Consider the following 15,223-nt stretch of genomic DNA (forward strand, 5'->3'; position numbering starts at 1 on the left):
TATTGGGCGTTTTTTGTCCGCTAGTGGCGGGTATATCTAATTAAATCATATGGATATCCGCTTTTGATTTTTTGTGCGATTTTTTGATTTAGCATTCACCAGATGAATGTTAATGGGTGGTAAAAAGCACTATTTGTCAAAGTGAAGGGCAGTGGAAAAGAGGGGGAAACGCAGCAGAAGCAGAACGATCCCCGCAGCGGCGCTACGGGGAGAGGGAATTAGAGTTCCTGTTCGAACAGAACCAGAATCGCTTCGTGGAGATCTTTCACGGAGAAACCGCTAGCCGGTGTGGTAAAGATGGTGTCATCGCCGGCGATAGTCCCGAGGATACCCTCCGTTTTACCCAGCGAGTCCAGCATGCGGGCAATCAGCTGTGCGGCACCCGGGCTTGTGTGGATCACCACGACGGCGTCGTTATGATCGATATCCAGAACCAGATTCTTGAGCGGGCTGGAGGTGGTCGGCACGCCAAGTTCTGCCGGCAGGCAATAGACCATCTCCATCTTGGCGTTACGGGTACGCACCGCGCCAAATTTCGTTAACATGCGGGAGACTTTCGACTGGTTGATGTTATCGAAGCCTTGTTCCTGCAGCGCCTGAACAATTTCTCCCTGAGAACTGAATTTCTCTTCTTTGAGTAGCGCCTTAAACGCCTTTACTAATTCTTCTTGCTTAGACGAGCTTCGCATAAGTCACCCGGAATATGACGATAGAAACAACATTATTATGCATGTGGATGAATTTTTATGCAAATTATCTACCCAGCGGTAGGCTGAAATAATGTTATGAAAGGGAGTGATTTTATCAGATTTCGTTATCAGAAAACATGCCTGGGTCACGCCGCGCAAATAAGCTTAAAAGTAAATTAAATGTTATCAAAATGATGTTGTTTTGGTGGCGGGGCAGGGTGTATTGTAACCACCTCTTAAAGCGTTGCCCTCTGTCCTCAGATAGTCTTCTGATGAGAGATAAAGTCGCGTGACCTCAAATTCTTTAGCTACGAAAATTGTAATTATTTACTTGCTGAATTATGGTCGCCGCAACGGATTTACAGATACTTAAGTTAACCATAATAAGGAGTTTAGGATGAAAGTCGCAGTCCTCGGCGCTGCTGGTGGTATCGGCCAGGCGCTTGCCCTACTACTGAAAACCCAACTGCCTTCAGGCTCAGAACTCTCCCTGTACGATATTGCCCCGGTAACCCCAGGTGTGGCGGTTGACCTGAGCCACATCCCGACCGCTGTAAAAATCAAAGGCTTCTCCGGTGAAGATGCACGTCCTGCACTGCAGGGTGCCGACGTGGTGCTGATTTCTGCAGGCGTGGCGCGTAAGCCAGGCATGGATCGTTCAGACCTGTTCAACGTCAACGCGGGCATCGTGAAAAACCTGGTGCAGCAGATTGCAGAAATCTGCCCGAAAGCATGCATCGGTATCATCACTAACCCGGTGAACACCACCGTGGCTATCGCGGCAGAAGTGCTGAAGAAAGCGGGTGTTTACGACAAAAACAAACTGTTCGGCGTGACCACGCTGGATATCATCCGTTCCAACACCTTTGTTGCTGAGCTGAAAGGCAAACAGCCAACAGAAGTGGAAGTTCCGGTCATCGGCGGTCACTCTGGCGTCACCATCCTGCCTCTGCTGTCGCAGATCCCAGGCGTGAGCTTCACCGAGCAGGAAGTGGCTGACCTGACTAAACGCATCCAGAACGCGGGCACCGAAGTGGTGGAAGCGAAGGCGGGTGGCGGTTCTGCGACCCTGTCTATGGGCCAGGCTGCTGCACGTTTTGGTCTGTCACTGGTTCGCGCTCTGCAGGGCGAGAAAGGCGTTGTTGAATGCGCTTACGTTGAAGGCGACGGCGAACACGCTCGCTTCTTCTCTCAGCCGCTGCTGCTGGGTAAAAACGGTATCGAAGAGCATAAATCCATTGGTACGCTGAGCGCGTTTGAAAAACACGCGATGGAAGGCATGCTGGATACGCTGAAGAAAGATATCACCCTGGGCGAAGAGTTCGTTAACAAGTAAAACGAACCGTCTCCCGGTAAAAAAAACGGAGCTTATCGCTCCGTTTTTTTATGCCTGTCAGTTAGTGGCCGGGTATTCCTGAATCGTTACCTGCAGCGTCAGTTTCTTATCGTTGCGCATGACCTCAACAGGGATGATAGAACCCGGGCGAATTTCTGCCACCTGATCCATCGTCTCCAGCGCGGAGACCGCTGGCGTGCCGTTGACCGACACAATGACATCATTAACCTGAATACCCGCATTAGCGGCCGGGCCACCAGGCGACACCTCGTTGACCACGATGCCCTGAATCTGATCGATACCGCCGCCCTGGGTATGCATCGGCGCAATTTCACGCCCGCCGATACCGATATAGCCGCGGATCACGCGCCCGTCGCGGATCAGTTTATCCATAATTTTGGTCGCCAGCTGGAACGGAATGGCAAAGCCGATCCCTTCCGGCGTCTCACCGTCGTTACTCTTATCGAACGAGAGGGTGTTGATGCCCATCAGCTCGCCCAGCGAGTTGACCAGCGCACCACCGGAGTTACCGTGGTTGATTGAGGCATCGGTTTGCAGGAAGTTCTGCCGCCCGGAGGGGTTCAAACCGATACGACCGGTCGCGCTGATAATCCCCTGGGTGATGGTCTGGCCCAGGTTGTAAGGGTTACCGATAGCCAGTACGACGTCACCAATATGCGGGGTACGTTTACGGTTGATCGGGATGACCGGCAAACCGCCCGTGGCGTTAATTTTCAGCACGGCCAGGTCGGTCAGGCTGTCAGATCCAACGAGTAACGCCTCAAACACGCGGCCATCCTGCAGGGCGACGATGATCTGGTCGGCATCGTTAATCACGTGCTTGTTGGTAATAATGTAGCCGCGCTCGTCCATGATCACGCCGGAGCCGAGTGTACGGATCTCCAACTGGTTATGGGCTGAAGCATTCAGGCCACGGTTATAGACGTTAACCACGGCAGGTGCGGCACGGCGGACGCCCTGGTTATAGGTGGCCGGCGTTTCATCCGTGCTATCGAACTGGGGAGCCGACAGTTTATTGAACTGACGTAAAGACGGCAGCGCCAGCAGCAGCAGGCCAGCGACAATCAAACCGATGACAATAGAACGTAAGAGCTTTAAAAGCATGATGCGCGTGTCGTTAAAATAGGAACGATTTGCAGCATAACATGAGTTATCCGGACATCACACGCAGCGGTGATGTCCGGGTCGCAAATGCTTAGCGCAACAGAATATAGATAGACTCATTGCCACGCATGACCTGCAGGGCAATAACCGCCGGTTTACTTTCCAGCACCTTGCGCAGTTCGGCAATGGACTGCACGCGATTGCGGTTGACACCGATGATCACGTCATCCTGGTGCAATCCAGCCTGTGCCGCAGGGCTGCTCTTTTCGACGGTGTCGATGCTAATGCCTTTCGTACCGTCCTTCAGCTGCCCATCGCTCAGCGTAGCCCCTTGTAGCGCCGGGGCGATAAGCTCCGCACTGGCCGAGGAAGAGGTGCTCTTATCCAGCGTCACTTCAACGTCAAGCGGCTTACCGTCACGTATCAGGCCCAGCTTCACTTTGGCGCCTGGTTCCGTTGTGGCAATCCGCGAACGCAGTTCTGCAAAGCTGCTCAGCGGTTTGTCGTTCAGGCTGACGATCACATCACCCGACTTCACGCCCGCTTTTGCTGAGCCGGAGTTTGGCAGCACTTCACTGACAAACGCCCCGCGCTGTACGTTGATGTTGAACGCTTTTGCGATATCCGCGCTCATCTCCATACCTTTAATACCCAGCAGCCCGCGTTTGACTTCGCCAAACTGAATGAGCTGTTGAGAGAGGGTTTTGGCCATATTGCTGGGGATAGCAAAACCGATCCCGATGCTGCCGCCGCCCGGGGCCAGAATCGCCGTGTTAATCCCAATCAGCTCGCCGTTCAGGTTAAGCAATGCCCCGCCGGAGTTACCACGGTTGATTGAGGCATCGGTCTGGATAAAGTTTTCCAGCCCTTCCAGATTGAGGCCGCTGCGCCCGAGCGCCGAGACGATCCCGGAAGTCGCGGTCTGCCCTAAACCAAAGGGGTTGCCCACGGCGACGGCAAAATCGCCGACGCGCAGTTTGTCCGAGTCCGCGATGGCAATCTGGGTCAGGTTGCTCGGGTTTTGCACCTGCAGCAGCGCGATGTCGCTCTGGTCATCGCCGCCGATCAGTTTGGCATCAAATTCACGGCCATCGTTCAGCTGGACGCTGATTTTATCGGCCTGGCTGATGACGTGATTGTTGGTCAGAATATAGCCTTTTGCCGCATCAATAATGACGCCAGAGCCCAGGCCTTCAAAAGGCTGCGCCTGCTGGTCCGGAGACTCATCGCCAAAATATTTTTTCAATTCTTCAGGGACGCGTTGGCTTTGTACTGCGGTGCCCTCAACCTGAACGCTGACGACCGCAGGCAACACTTTTTCCAGCATGGGCGCGAGGCTTGGAATGGCCGCCTGGCCAGGTACCTGGGTGGGTATGGCGGCGAATACAGGGACGGACGCCGAGAGAGATAACCCGACACTTAACGCGATAGCGCTCAACAGCTGGTTTTTTTTCTTCATCGATGTTGACTCTCGTAACCTGGAATAAAGGAAAAACGGCCCTAAAAACACGTTGATGTTATTGAATTTTAAACCGCTGAACAATGAGGTGTTTAACTAAATGATAGCTGGGGTCATCAAGAAAGGACGGGCGCAACCGCTGCGCCCGTAAAATAAATTCAGGTTGTGCGATTAATCGCGTTTTACACCGCCGCGCAGCAGGCCGGACGCGCCATCGGAATAGTCGCGAGGCATCTGAACGGGCGCCTGATCGTTACCGGCTTCAGAGTCAGCCAGACGGTTGCGGAATGGGTTGGTTTCCGCCGTCATTTCCGGCAGCAGGCTGCTGGAGCTTTTTGCCATATGTTGATACAGCTGACGATAGTCGGTTGCCATGTTGTCCAGCAGCTCGGCGCTACGGGCAAAATGGCTGACCAGCTCTTCGCGATACTCTTCCAGCTCGGCTTTGTTCTTTTCCAGTTCGTACTGCAGTGACTGCTGCTGACGTAATTTGCGATTACCGAAACGCATGGCCACAGCACCGATGACGATGCCGACGACTAAACCGATTAGCGCATATTCCCAGGTCATGAACTTCTCCCGTTGTCTTGTTGTTCCGTAGGGTGTTGGCTCGGCTCCTGCCTGTGCCTGATAATGCCACTATAACCGCTATTTCTGCAGAAGTGGAATCCTGACGTATCATCGCGTAGTGTAGAACGGCCTTTTTTTCATCAGTCACGTCTGCTGGTGAGCGTTAATTGAAGGAATAACAATAAGATTATGCAAAACCTGTCCCCTGCATCGCGTTATCAACTGGCCCTAAACGAGGGCACTCATCAGCCTGATGACGTTCAACGTGAGGCGGTAAACCGTCTGGAGATGATTTATCAGGAGCTCACGGCAAAACCCGCTGAAGTCGAACAGAACGGTGGGCTAAAGGCGGCGTTTGGGCGGTTGCTCGGTAAAAAAGCGCCACAGGCTCACGCGCCGGTGCGCGGTTTATATATGTGGGGCGGGGTCGGTCGCGGAAAAACCTGGCTGATGGACCTGTTCTATCTGAGCCTGCCCGGCGCACGTAAACAGCGTCTGCACTTCCATCGTTTTATGCTGCGGGTGCATGAAGAGCTGACTGCACTACAGGGCAAGAGCGATCCGCTGGAGATTGTGGCCGACAGGTTCAAGGCGGAAACCGACGTGCTCTGCTTCGACGAGTTTTTTGTGTCTGACATCACCGACGCCATGCTGTTAGGCGGCCTGATGAAAGCGCTTTTTGCCCGCGGGATCACGCTGGTGGCCACGTCGAATATCCCGCCGGATGAGCTCTATCGTAACGGCCTGCAGCGGGCACGCTTCCTGCCCGCCATCGATGCCCTCAAGCAGCACTGCGATATCATGAACGTCGATGCCGGTGTTGACTATCGTCTGCGCACGCTGACCCAGGCGCACCTGTGGCTTTCGCCGTTAAATGCAGAGACCACCCGCGAGATGGATAAACTCTGGCTGGCGCTGGCGGGGGCAAAACGCGAGCACGCCCCGGAACTCGAGATTAACCATCGCCCGCTGCCCACCCTTGGCGTCGAAAACCAAACGCTGGCGGTCTCCTTTACGACGCTCTGCGTGGATGCCCGCAGCCAGCATGACTACATTGCGCTTTCGCGTCTGTTCCACACCGTGATGGTGCTGGGTGTACCGGTGATGACGCGGCTGATGGAGAGCGAAGCACGGCGCTTCATTGCGCTGGTGGACGAGTTTTATGAGCGCCACGTCAAGCTGGTGGTCAGCGCCGAGGTACCTTTATATGAGATTTACCAGGGCGAGCGGCTGAAGTTTGAGTTCCAGCGCTGCCTGTCGCGCTTGCAGGAGATGCAGAGCGAGGAATACCTGAAGCTGGAGCATATGCCGTAAATGCCACCCTCTCCCTGTGGGAGAGGGGCTGGGGGTGAGGGCACCAGACCGCACAATATCTAACCCCGAAAAACCCATTCCAAATCGCATTTAAGGGTCGATCTTTGACCTCAACTTCTCTATAATCTTGCGACCCCACGTTACGAGAAGGTTTTTTTCCCAAAACTTTCTATGTGTCGGCATGTGCTATTCGAAGGGGTAGGTTTGCCGGACTTTGTCGTGTGAGCCTCAACTGACTAAACGTTTGGGTGTTCACCAACGTGTAACTTATTTATTTGGGTAAGCTTTTAATGAAAACTTTTACAGCTAAACCAGAAACCGTACAGCGCGACTGGTATGTTGTTGACGCGACCGGTAAAACTCTGGGCCGTCTGGCTACTGAACTGGCTCGTCGCCTGCGCGGTAAGCATAAAGCGGAATACACTCCGCACGTTGATACCGGTGATTACATCATCGTTCTGAACGCTGATAAAGTTGCTGTAACCGGCAACAAGCGTACTGACAAAGTGTACTATCACCACACCGGCCACATCGGTGGTATCAAAGAAGCGACCTTTGAAGAGATGATTGCCCGCCGTCCTGAGCGTGTGATTGAAATCGCGGTTAAAGGCATGCTGCCAAAAGGCCCGCTGGGTCGTGCTATGTTCCGTAAACTGAAAGTTTACGCAGGCAACGAGCACAACCACGCGGCACAGCAACCGCAAGTTCTTGACATCTAATCGGGATTATAGGCAATGGCTGAAAATCAATACTACGGCACTGGTCGCCGCAAAAGTTCCGCAGCTCGCGTTTTCATCAAACCGGGCAGTGGTAAAATCGTAATCAACCAGCGTTCTCTGGAACAATACTTCGGTCGCGAAACTGCCCGCATGGTAGTTCGCCAGCCGCTGGAACTGGTTGATATGGTAGAAAAACTGGATCTGTACATCACCGTTAAAGGTGGTGGTATCTCCGGTCAGGCAGGTGCGATCCGTCACGGTATCACCCGCGCTCTGATGGAGTACGACGAATCCCTGCGTTCTGAACTGCGTAAAGCTGGCTTCGTTACTCGTGACGCGCGTCAGGTTGAACGTAAGAAAGTGGGTCTGCGTAAAGCACGTCGTCGTCCACAGTTCTCCAAACGTTAATCCATTCTGCTTACGCAGAACGATTGGCGAAAAACCCGCTTCGGCGGGTTTTTTTATGGATAATGCGCAGGTTATCCACAATCTCCATGCATATATCTTCTCTTTTTCCACATTTCCAGAATCCCCTCACCACAAAGCCATCAAAATCTGGTAAACTATCATCCAATTTTCTGCCCAAATATCGGTGAATACTCGATTTTTGTTCGTTTCTTGAACAATGTGTTTTCTCTGGGATGGGCGATACAACATCTGGCTGGCCCCTGTTGGGCTGGTAGCAGTAAAAATTCTGAATATACCTGGAGGTTTTCATGGCTGTCGCTGCCAACAAACGTTCGGTAATGACGCTGTTTTCTGGTCCTACTGACATTTATAGCCATCAGGTTCGTATCGTGCTGGCCGAGAAGGGTGTCAGTTTTGAGATCGAGCATGTGGAAAAGGATAACCCGCCTCAGGATCTGATCGATCTCAACCCGAGCCAAAGCGTACCGACGCTAGTGGATCGCGAGCTGACCCTGTGGGAATCCCGTATCATTATGGAATATCTGGATGAGCGTTTCCCGCATCCGCCGCTGATGCCTGTTTACCCTGTCGCGCGTGGTGAAAGCCGCCTGTACATGCAGCGTATCGAAAAAGACTGGTACTCGCTGATGAACGTTATCGTCAGCGGTTCCGCTTCTGAAGCCGACGCTGCGCGTAAGCAGCTGCGTGAAGAGCTGCTGGCAATCGCGCCTGTGTTTGGTCAGAAACCGTTCTTCCTGAGCGATGAGTTCAGCCTGGTGGATTGCTACCTGGCACCGCTGCTGTGGCGTCTGCCAACCCTGGGCGTAGAGTTCAGCGGTCCTGGCGCGAAAGAGCTGAAGGGCTATATGACTCGCGTATTTGAACGCGACTCTTTCCTGGCATCTTTAACTGAACCGGAACGTGAAATGCGTCTCGGCCGAGGCTAATGACTGTGGAAATGTCACAACTTACCCCACGCCGTCCGTATCTGCTGCGCGCCTTCTATGAATGGCTGCTGGATAACCAGCTCACGCCGCACCTGGTTGTGGATGTGACGTTGCCGGGCGTGCTGGTTCCTATGGAATATGCGCGTGACGGACAGATCGTACTGAACATTGCGCCGCGTGCGGTGGGTAACCTGGAGCTGGCAAACGATGAAGTGCGCTTCAACGCGCGTTTCGGCGGCGTGCCGCGTCAGGTTTCCGTACCTCTGGCAGCCGTGCTGGCTATCTACGCGCGTGAAAACGGTGCGGGTACCATGTTCGAGCCGGAAGCGGCGTATGATGAAGATGTTGCCAGCCTGAATGATGACAACGCATCCGATGAGCGCGAAAGCGACACGGTGATGTCACTTATTGATGGCGATAAACCCGATCATCACGACGACAATGACCCTGATGACGATCCGCCTCCGCGCGGTGGTCGTCCGGCACTTCGCGTCGTGAAATAAAAAAACAGGCCCAATCGGGCCTGTTTTTTTTTACACTTCCAGGAAGTTCAGTATACCGTCAGCCGCCTTGCGGCCTTCGGCAATCGCCGTCACCACCAGGTCAGAACCGCGAACGATATCGCCGCCGGCGAAGATTTTCGGGTTGCTGGTCTGGAACGCGTTATCGCTACCTTCCGGCGCGATTACGCGGCCCTGTGAATCCAGCTCGACGCTATGCTTCGCCAGCCACTCCATGCTGTGAGGACGGAATCCGAACGCCATCACCACGGCATCGGCCGGGATCACGTGTTCAGAACCGGCGACGATCTCGGCGCGACGACGGCCTTTCGCATCCGGTGCCCCCATCTCAGTGCGCGCCATCTTCACGCCGCTCACTTTACCGTTGGCATTCACTTCAATACCCAGAGGCTGGATGTTGAACTGGAACTCCACGCCCTCTTCACGCGCGTTTTTCACTTCGCGTTTAGAGCCCGGCATGTTCTCTTCGTCACGACGGTAGGCGCAGATCACGTGTGCCGCATTCTGACGAATGGAGGTACGCACGCAGTCCATCGCGGTATCACCGCCGCCCAGCACCACCACGCGTTTGCCTTCCATGCTGACGAACGGCTCATCGGCGGTTTCGCCGTAGCCCATGATCTGCTTGGTGTTGGCAATCAGGAACGGCAGCGCGTCAAACACGCCCGGCGCATCTTCGTTCTCCAGACCGCCGCGCATGGACTGATAGGTGCCCACGCCGAGGAACACGGCGTCGTAATCCTTCAGCAGGTCGTCGAGCTGCACGTCGCGGCCCACTTCCACGTTCAGTTTGAACTCAATGCCCATGCCGGTGAAGATTTCACGGCGACGGGTCATGACCTCTTTTTCCAGCTTGAAGGCCGGGATACCGAAGGTTAGCAGACCGCCGATTTCCGGATGACGGTCAAAGACCACCGCCTTCACGCCGTTGCGGGTCAGCACGTCAGCACAGGCCAGGCCCGCCGGACCTGCACCGATGATGGCCACGCGCTTGTCGGTTTGACGCACGCCGGTCATATCCGGACGCCAGCCCATCTCGAACGCTTTATCGTTGATATAGCGCTCGATGTTGCCGATGGTCACCGCACCGAACTCGTCGTTCAGCGTACAGGAGCCTTCGCACAGACGGTCCTGAGGACACACGCGGCCGCACACTTCCGGCAGGGTGTTGGTCTGGTGAGACAGCTCGGCGGCTTCAAAAATACGCCCTTCATTGGCCAGCTTCAGCCAGTTCGGGATGTAGTTGTGTACCGGACATTTCCATTCGCAGTAAGGGTTACCGCAGGACAGGCAGCGGTCTGCCTGCGCTTTGGCCTGGCCTTCTGAAAACGGCTCGTAGATTTCAACAAATTCAATTTTGCGGATCTTCAGCGGTTTCTTTGGCGGATCAACACGCTGCAGGTCGATAAACTGGTATACGTTCTGGCTCATCTGAATTCCTTACTGCGCCTGCACGCGCAGCTCTGCTGCGCTACGACTACGGTGACCCAACAGGGCTTTAACATCGCTGGACTTCGGCTTAACCAGCGCGAATTTCGCAGAGAACGCCGGCCAGTTCGCCAGGATCTCTTCGCCGCGCGAAGAACCGGTATGCTGCACGTGTTCGGTAATCAAGCCGCGCAGGTGTTCTTCATGGATAGCCAGCGTATCAACGTCCAGCACTTCCACCAGCTCCGGGTTCACGCGTTTGCGGAACTCACCGTCTTCGTCCAGGACGTACGCAAAACCGCCCGTCATGCCCGCGCCGAAGTTCACGCCGGTTTTACCCATTACGCAAACAATCCCGCCCGTCATGTATTCACACCCGTTATCGCCAATGCCTTCCACCACGGTGATAGCACCGGAGTTACGCACCGCAAAACGCTCGCCCGCGCGGCCTGCTGCGAACAGACGACCGCCGGTCGCGCCGTACAGGCAGGTGTTACCGATGATGCTGGCTTCATGGCTGCGGAAGGCTGAGCCGACCGGAGGACGCACCGCCAGCAGACCGCCTGCCATGCCTTTACCGACGTAGTCGTTGGCATCGCCAGTCAGGTACAGCTCAACGCCGCCTGCATTCCATACGCCGAAGCTCTGACCCGCGGTACCGCTGAAGTGCGCGGTAATCGGATCCGCCGCCAGCCCCTGGTCACCGTGCGTTTGCGCGATGTAACCGGAAAGGGAGGCGCCCACGGAGCGGTCGGTGTTGCGGATATCAAACCAGAACGTTTTGCTCTGCTTGTCGTCCACGTACGGCTTAGCCTGCTGCAACAGCTGCGCGTTCAGCACGCCGTTATCGAACGGCGGGTTGTTCTCGGTGCAGTAGACCGCTTTGCCAGGGTGCGGCTGCGCGGTTTCCAGCAGCTTAGACAGCTCAAGCTTCTGCTGCTTCGCCGTGAAGCCTTCCAGCTCTTTCAACAGGTCGGTGCGGCCAATCAGGTCCACCAGGCGTTTAACGCCCAGCTGCGCCATCAGCTCGCGGGTTTCGCGGGCGATGAAGTCAAAGTAGTTGGTCACTTTGAACGGCAGGCCGTGATAGTGGTTCTTACGCAGCTTCTCGTCCTGGGTAGCCACGCCGGTTGCGCAGTTGTTCAGGTGGCAAATACGCAGGTACTTACAGCCAAGCGCAACCATTGGGCCGGTACCGAAGCCGAAGCTTTCCGCGCCGAGGATCGCCGCTTTGATGATGTCGAGGCCGGTTTTAAGGCCACCGTCCACCTGCAGGCGGATCTTGTGACGCAGACCGTTAGCCACCAGCGCCTGCTGGGTTTCCACCAGGCCAAGCTCCCACGGACAGCCCGCGTATTTCACGGAGGAGAGCGGGCTGGCGCCGGTACCGCCGTCGTAGCCGGCGATGGTGATGAGGTCCGCATAGGCTTTCGCCACGCCGGTAGCGATGGTGCCGACGCCCGGTTCGGAAACCAGCTTCACGGAGATCATCGCCTTCGGGTTGACCTGCTTCAGGTCGAAAATCAGCTGCGCTAAGTCCTCGATAGAGTAGATATCGTGGTGCGGCGGCGGGGAGATCAGCGTCACGCCCGGCACGGAATAGCGCAGTTTGGCGATGTACGGGGTAACTTTATCACCCGGCAGCTGACCGCCTTCGCCCGGTTTAGCACCCTGAGCGACTTTAATCTGGATCACGTCGGCGTTGACCAGGTACGCGGGCGTTACGCCAAAGCGACCGGATGCCACCTGCTTGATGCGGGACACTTTGTTGGTGCCGTAACGCGCCGGATCTTCACCGCCTTCGCCGGAGTTGGAGTTGCCGCCGATGCTGTTCATGGCTTCCGCCAGCGCTTCGTGGGCTTCCGGGCTCAGCGCGCCGATGGACATCGCCGCGGTATCGAAGCGTTTGAACAGCTCGGATGCAGGCTCAACCTCGTCAATGCTGACCGCTTCATCACCCGGGTTCAGGGCAATAAGGTCGCGCAGCGTTGCCGCAGGACGGTTGTTGACCAGCTCAGCGTACTGCTGGTAATCACTGTATTCGCCGCTCTGAACCGCCTGCTGCAGCGTGCGCACCACGTCCGGGTTATAGGCGTGGTATTCGCCACCGTGAACGTATTTCAGCAGACCGCCCTGATCCAGCGGCTTACGTGCCAGCCATGCGCGTTTGGACAGGTTCACCAGATCCTGCTGGAAGTCAGCAAAACCGGCGCCGCCGATGCGGCTGACCACGCCCTGGAAGCAGAGGTTGGCGACTTCGTCATGCAGGCCGACCGCTTCAAACAGCTTCGAACAGCGGTAGGAGGCAATGGTCGAGATGCCCATTTTGGACATGATCTTGTACAGACCTTTGTTGATGCCGTTACGGTAGTTCAGCATCACCGCGCGGTAGTCTTTGTCGATCGCGCGGGTATCCACCAGGCGTGCCAGCGTTTCGTAGGCCAGGTACGGGTAGATCGCCGTCGCGCCGAAGCCTAACAGCACGGCAAAGTGGTGCGGGTCGCGGGCGCTTGCGGTTTCAACAATGATGTTGGCGTCGCAGCGCAGGCTCTTATCGACCAGACGCGTCTGGATAGCGCCAACCGCCATGGGGGCAGGCACCGGCAGACGGTTTTTCGCGATATTGCGGTCGGACAGCACCAGCAGAACGGTACCGTTACGCACCATCTGTTCGGCTTTGTCACACAGCGCATTCACCGTCTCTTCGAGGCTCGCTTCGTTCACGTCGAAAGTAATATCGAGCGTGTCGGCGCGATAGTGCTCCTCTTTCATGGTGGTGAGCTGTTTGAAATCGGAGTACAGCAGGATCGGCGATTTAAAGGTCAGACGGTGCGCCTGGCCTTCTGCTTCGCAGAAAACGTTCATCTCGCGACCGATGCTGGTTGCCAGCGACATCACGTGCGCTTCACGCAGCGGATCGATTGGCGGGTTGGTCACCTGCGCAAACTGCTGACGGAAGTAATCGTAAATGATGCGCGGCTGGCTGGAGAGCACGGCAAACGGGGTATCGTCCCCCATGGAGCCGACCGCTTCCTGACCGTTTTCACCCAGTACGCGAATAACAGAGTCCAGCTCTTCCGCGCTGTAGTTAAACTGTTTCTGGAAGCTCGCAAGCATATCGTCGTCCAGTTCGCGACGACCCACTTCTTCATCCGATAAATCTTCGAACGGCACGAGGCGACGCACGTTCTTCTCCATCCACTCTTTGTACGGATGGCGGCTTTTCAGATCGTGATCGGTTTCGGCAGAGTGCAGAATGCGCCCACCGCGGGTGTCGATAACCATCAGCTCGCCCGGACCGACGCGGCCCTTCTCGACCACTTCGTCAGGCTGGTAATCCCAGATACCGACTTCGGAGGCGCAGGTGATGAGCTTGTCTTTGGTGATGACGTAGCGTGCCGGACGCAGACCGTTACGGTCCAGGTTACAGGCAGCGAAGCGACCGTCGGACATGACGATGCCCGCCGGGCCGTCCCACGGCTCCATGTGCATGGAGTTAAAGTCGAAGAACGCGCGCAGCTCGGGGTCCATATCCGGGTTGTTCTGCCAGGCCGGTGGCACAAGCAGACGCATGGCGCGCACGATGTCCATCCCGCCTGCCAGCAGCAGTTCCAGCATGTTATCCATTGAGCTGGAGTCAGAGCCGGTTTCGTTCACGAACGGCGCGGCATCGTGCAGATCAGGGATCAGTGGCGTCTGGAACTTATAGGTACGAGCGCGGGCCCACTGGCGGTTACCGGTGATGGTGTTGATCTCGCCGTTGTGCGCCAGGTAGCGGAACGGCTGAGCCAGCGGCCAGCGTGGAACGGTGTTGGTGGAGAAGCGCTGGTGGAACAGGCAAATGGCCGATTCCAGACGCAGGTCCGCCAGGTCCAGGTAGAAGCGCGGCAGGTCAGCCGGCATACACAGACCTTTATAGATGTTCACCAGGTTAGAGAGGCTACAAACGTAGAACTCTTTATCGTCCTGGAGACGTTTTTCAATGCGGCGGCGGGCGATAAACAGACGGCGTTCCATATCACGTGGACGCCAGCCCGCAGGCGCGTTAACGAAAATCTGTTCAATACGAGGCAGCGAGGAGAGGGCGATTTCACCGAGCACCCCTTCGTTGGTTGGCACATTGCGCCAGCCGACAATCGACAGGGTTTCACGCTGAAGTTCTTCTTCGACGATGCGGCGTGAGGCGGCAGCCTTTTCAGGATCCTGGTTCAGGAACAGCATGCCGACAGCGTAGTTTTTGGCTAAACGCCAGCCGCGCTCTTCCGCCACGATGCGGAAGAAACGATCCGGTTTTTGCAGCAGCAGGCCGCAACCATCGCCCGTTTTACCATCGGCAAGAATCGCGCCACGGTGCTGCATTCGGGCCAGTGCGTGAATAGCAGTACGCACTACCTTGTGGCTAGGTTCGCCTTCTATGTGGGCGATCAGGCCGAAACCACAGTTATCCTTCTCAAGGGATTTATCGTACAACATATCAGTGAACCTCCCCAGGCTCGTCGGGCTTCCCACTGAACTTTACCGTGGCGCACAGGCACAGAAAGAGCATGGCGACGGGGTTTGCGTTTCATACGCGGACCTCGCATTCGCCCTCTTTTTCATCCTTTCGCGCAGGTAAACAAGTTTGAGGACTTGCTTCAGAGGGAATCTCAATTACTGCATAAATATGATGAGCAGGCCGCTCATCCAGAAAGCTTCCAGCGGATTTCC

Annotated in this window: 12 protein-coding genes; 6 read left to right on the top strand and 6 right to left on the bottom strand. The window is 55.8% G+C overall.

Translation table 11 applies throughout. The features are described 5' to 3' along the window. Positions 1-218: 218 nt before the first annotated feature. Positions 219-689, bottom strand: coding sequence for a transcriptional regulator ArgR (gene argR, locus KIF87_RS12015; RefSeq protein ID WP_023309388.1), 471 nt, complete (start codon positions 687-689; stop codon positions 219-221). 397 nt (positions 690-1,086) lie between these two features. Here argR and mdh point away from each other — a divergent pair, with 397 nt between their 5' ends. Then, on the top strand, positions 1,087-2,025 hold the full coding sequence (gene mdh / locus KIF87_RS12020; protein ID WP_213328844.1) for a malate dehydrogenase: 939 nt from the start codon (positions 1,087-1,089) through the stop codon (positions 2,023-2,025). A 57-nt stretch (positions 2,026-2,082) separates the two neighbouring features. Here the strand turns inward: mdh and degS are convergent, their stop codons facing one another. From degS to zapG, 3 genes are all read right to left on the bottom strand, one after another. Further along, on the bottom strand, positions 2,083-3,150 hold the full coding sequence (gene degS, locus KIF87_RS12025) for an outer membrane-stress sensor serine endopeptidase DegS (RefSeq protein WP_213328845.1): 1,068 nt from the start codon (positions 3,148-3,150) through the stop codon (positions 2,083-2,085). A 91-nt stretch (positions 3,151-3,241) separates the two neighbouring features. Next, the gene (gene degQ, locus KIF87_RS12030; protein WP_213328846.1) at positions 3,242-4,609 is read right to left on the bottom strand and encodes a serine endoprotease DegQ; all 1,368 of its coding nucleotides are present in this window, start codon (positions 4,607-4,609) and stop codon (positions 3,242-3,244) included. 171 nt (positions 4,610-4,780) lie between these two features. Beyond that, complete coding sequence (gene zapG, locus KIF87_RS12035; protein WP_008502832.1) at positions 4,781-5,179, bottom strand: Z-ring associated protein ZapG; 399 nt, start codon at positions 5,177-5,179, stop codon at positions 4,781-4,783. A 189-nt stretch (positions 5,180-5,368) separates the two neighbouring features. On the opposite strand from zapG, the gene zapE reads away from it, so the two are divergent. The 5 genes from zapE (at position 5,369) to sspB (ending at position 9,070) form a co-directional block, all read left to right on the top strand. Continuing rightward, positions 5,369-6,493 carry a cell division protein ZapE gene (gene zapE / locus KIF87_RS12040; RefSeq protein WP_213328847.1) on the top strand — a complete coding sequence of 375 codons (1,125 nt, stop codon included), beginning with the start codon at positions 5,369-5,371 and terminating at the stop codon, positions 6,491-6,493. A 290-nt stretch (positions 6,494-6,783) separates the two neighbouring features. Further along, complete coding sequence (gene rplM / locus KIF87_RS12045; protein ID WP_006178824.1) at positions 6,784-7,212, top strand: 50S ribosomal protein L13; 429 nt, start codon at positions 6,784-6,786, stop codon at positions 7,210-7,212. A gap of 15 nt (positions 7,213-7,227) precedes the next feature. After that, on the top strand, positions 7,228-7,620 hold the full coding sequence (gene rpsI / locus KIF87_RS12050) for a 30S ribosomal protein S9 (RefSeq protein ID WP_003860436.1): 393 nt from the start codon (positions 7,228-7,230) through the stop codon (positions 7,618-7,620). Between the two features lie 308 nt (positions 7,621-7,928). Beyond that, positions 7,929-8,567, top strand: coding sequence for a stringent starvation protein SspA (sspA, locus tag KIF87_RS12055; RefSeq protein WP_023333624.1), 639 nt, complete (start codon positions 7,929-7,931; stop codon positions 8,565-8,567). 5 nt (positions 8,568-8,572) lie between these two features. After that, positions 8,573-9,070: a ClpXP protease specificity-enhancing factor gene (gene sspB, locus KIF87_RS12060; protein WP_024906337.1), complete on the top strand. Its 498-nt coding sequence runs from the start codon at positions 8,573-8,575 to the stop codon at positions 9,068-9,070. A gap of 30 nt (positions 9,071-9,100) precedes the next feature. Here sspB and KIF87_RS12065 read toward each other — a convergent pair whose 3' ends face one another. Together KIF87_RS12065 and gltB are read right to left on the bottom strand one after the other, a co-directional pair. Beyond that, positions 9,101-10,519 carry a glutamate synthase small subunit gene (locus tag KIF87_RS12065; RefSeq protein WP_193941261.1) on the bottom strand — a complete coding sequence of 473 codons (1,419 nt, stop codon included), beginning with the start codon at positions 10,517-10,519 and terminating at the stop codon, positions 9,101-9,103. 9 nt (positions 10,520-10,528) lie between these two features. Further along, a complete protein-coding gene (gene gltB, locus KIF87_RS12070) occupies positions 10,529-14,989 on the bottom strand; it encodes a glutamate synthase large subunit (protein WP_063143593.1) in 4,461 nt (1,486 codons plus the stop codon). Positions 14,990-15,223 lie beyond the last annotated feature (234 nt).

This window comes from Enterobacter sp. 120016 (assembly GCF_018383635.1).
GTDB classification, from domain to species: Bacteria; Pseudomonadota; Gammaproteobacteria; order Enterobacterales; family Enterobacteriaceae; genus Enterobacter; species Enterobacter asburiae_D.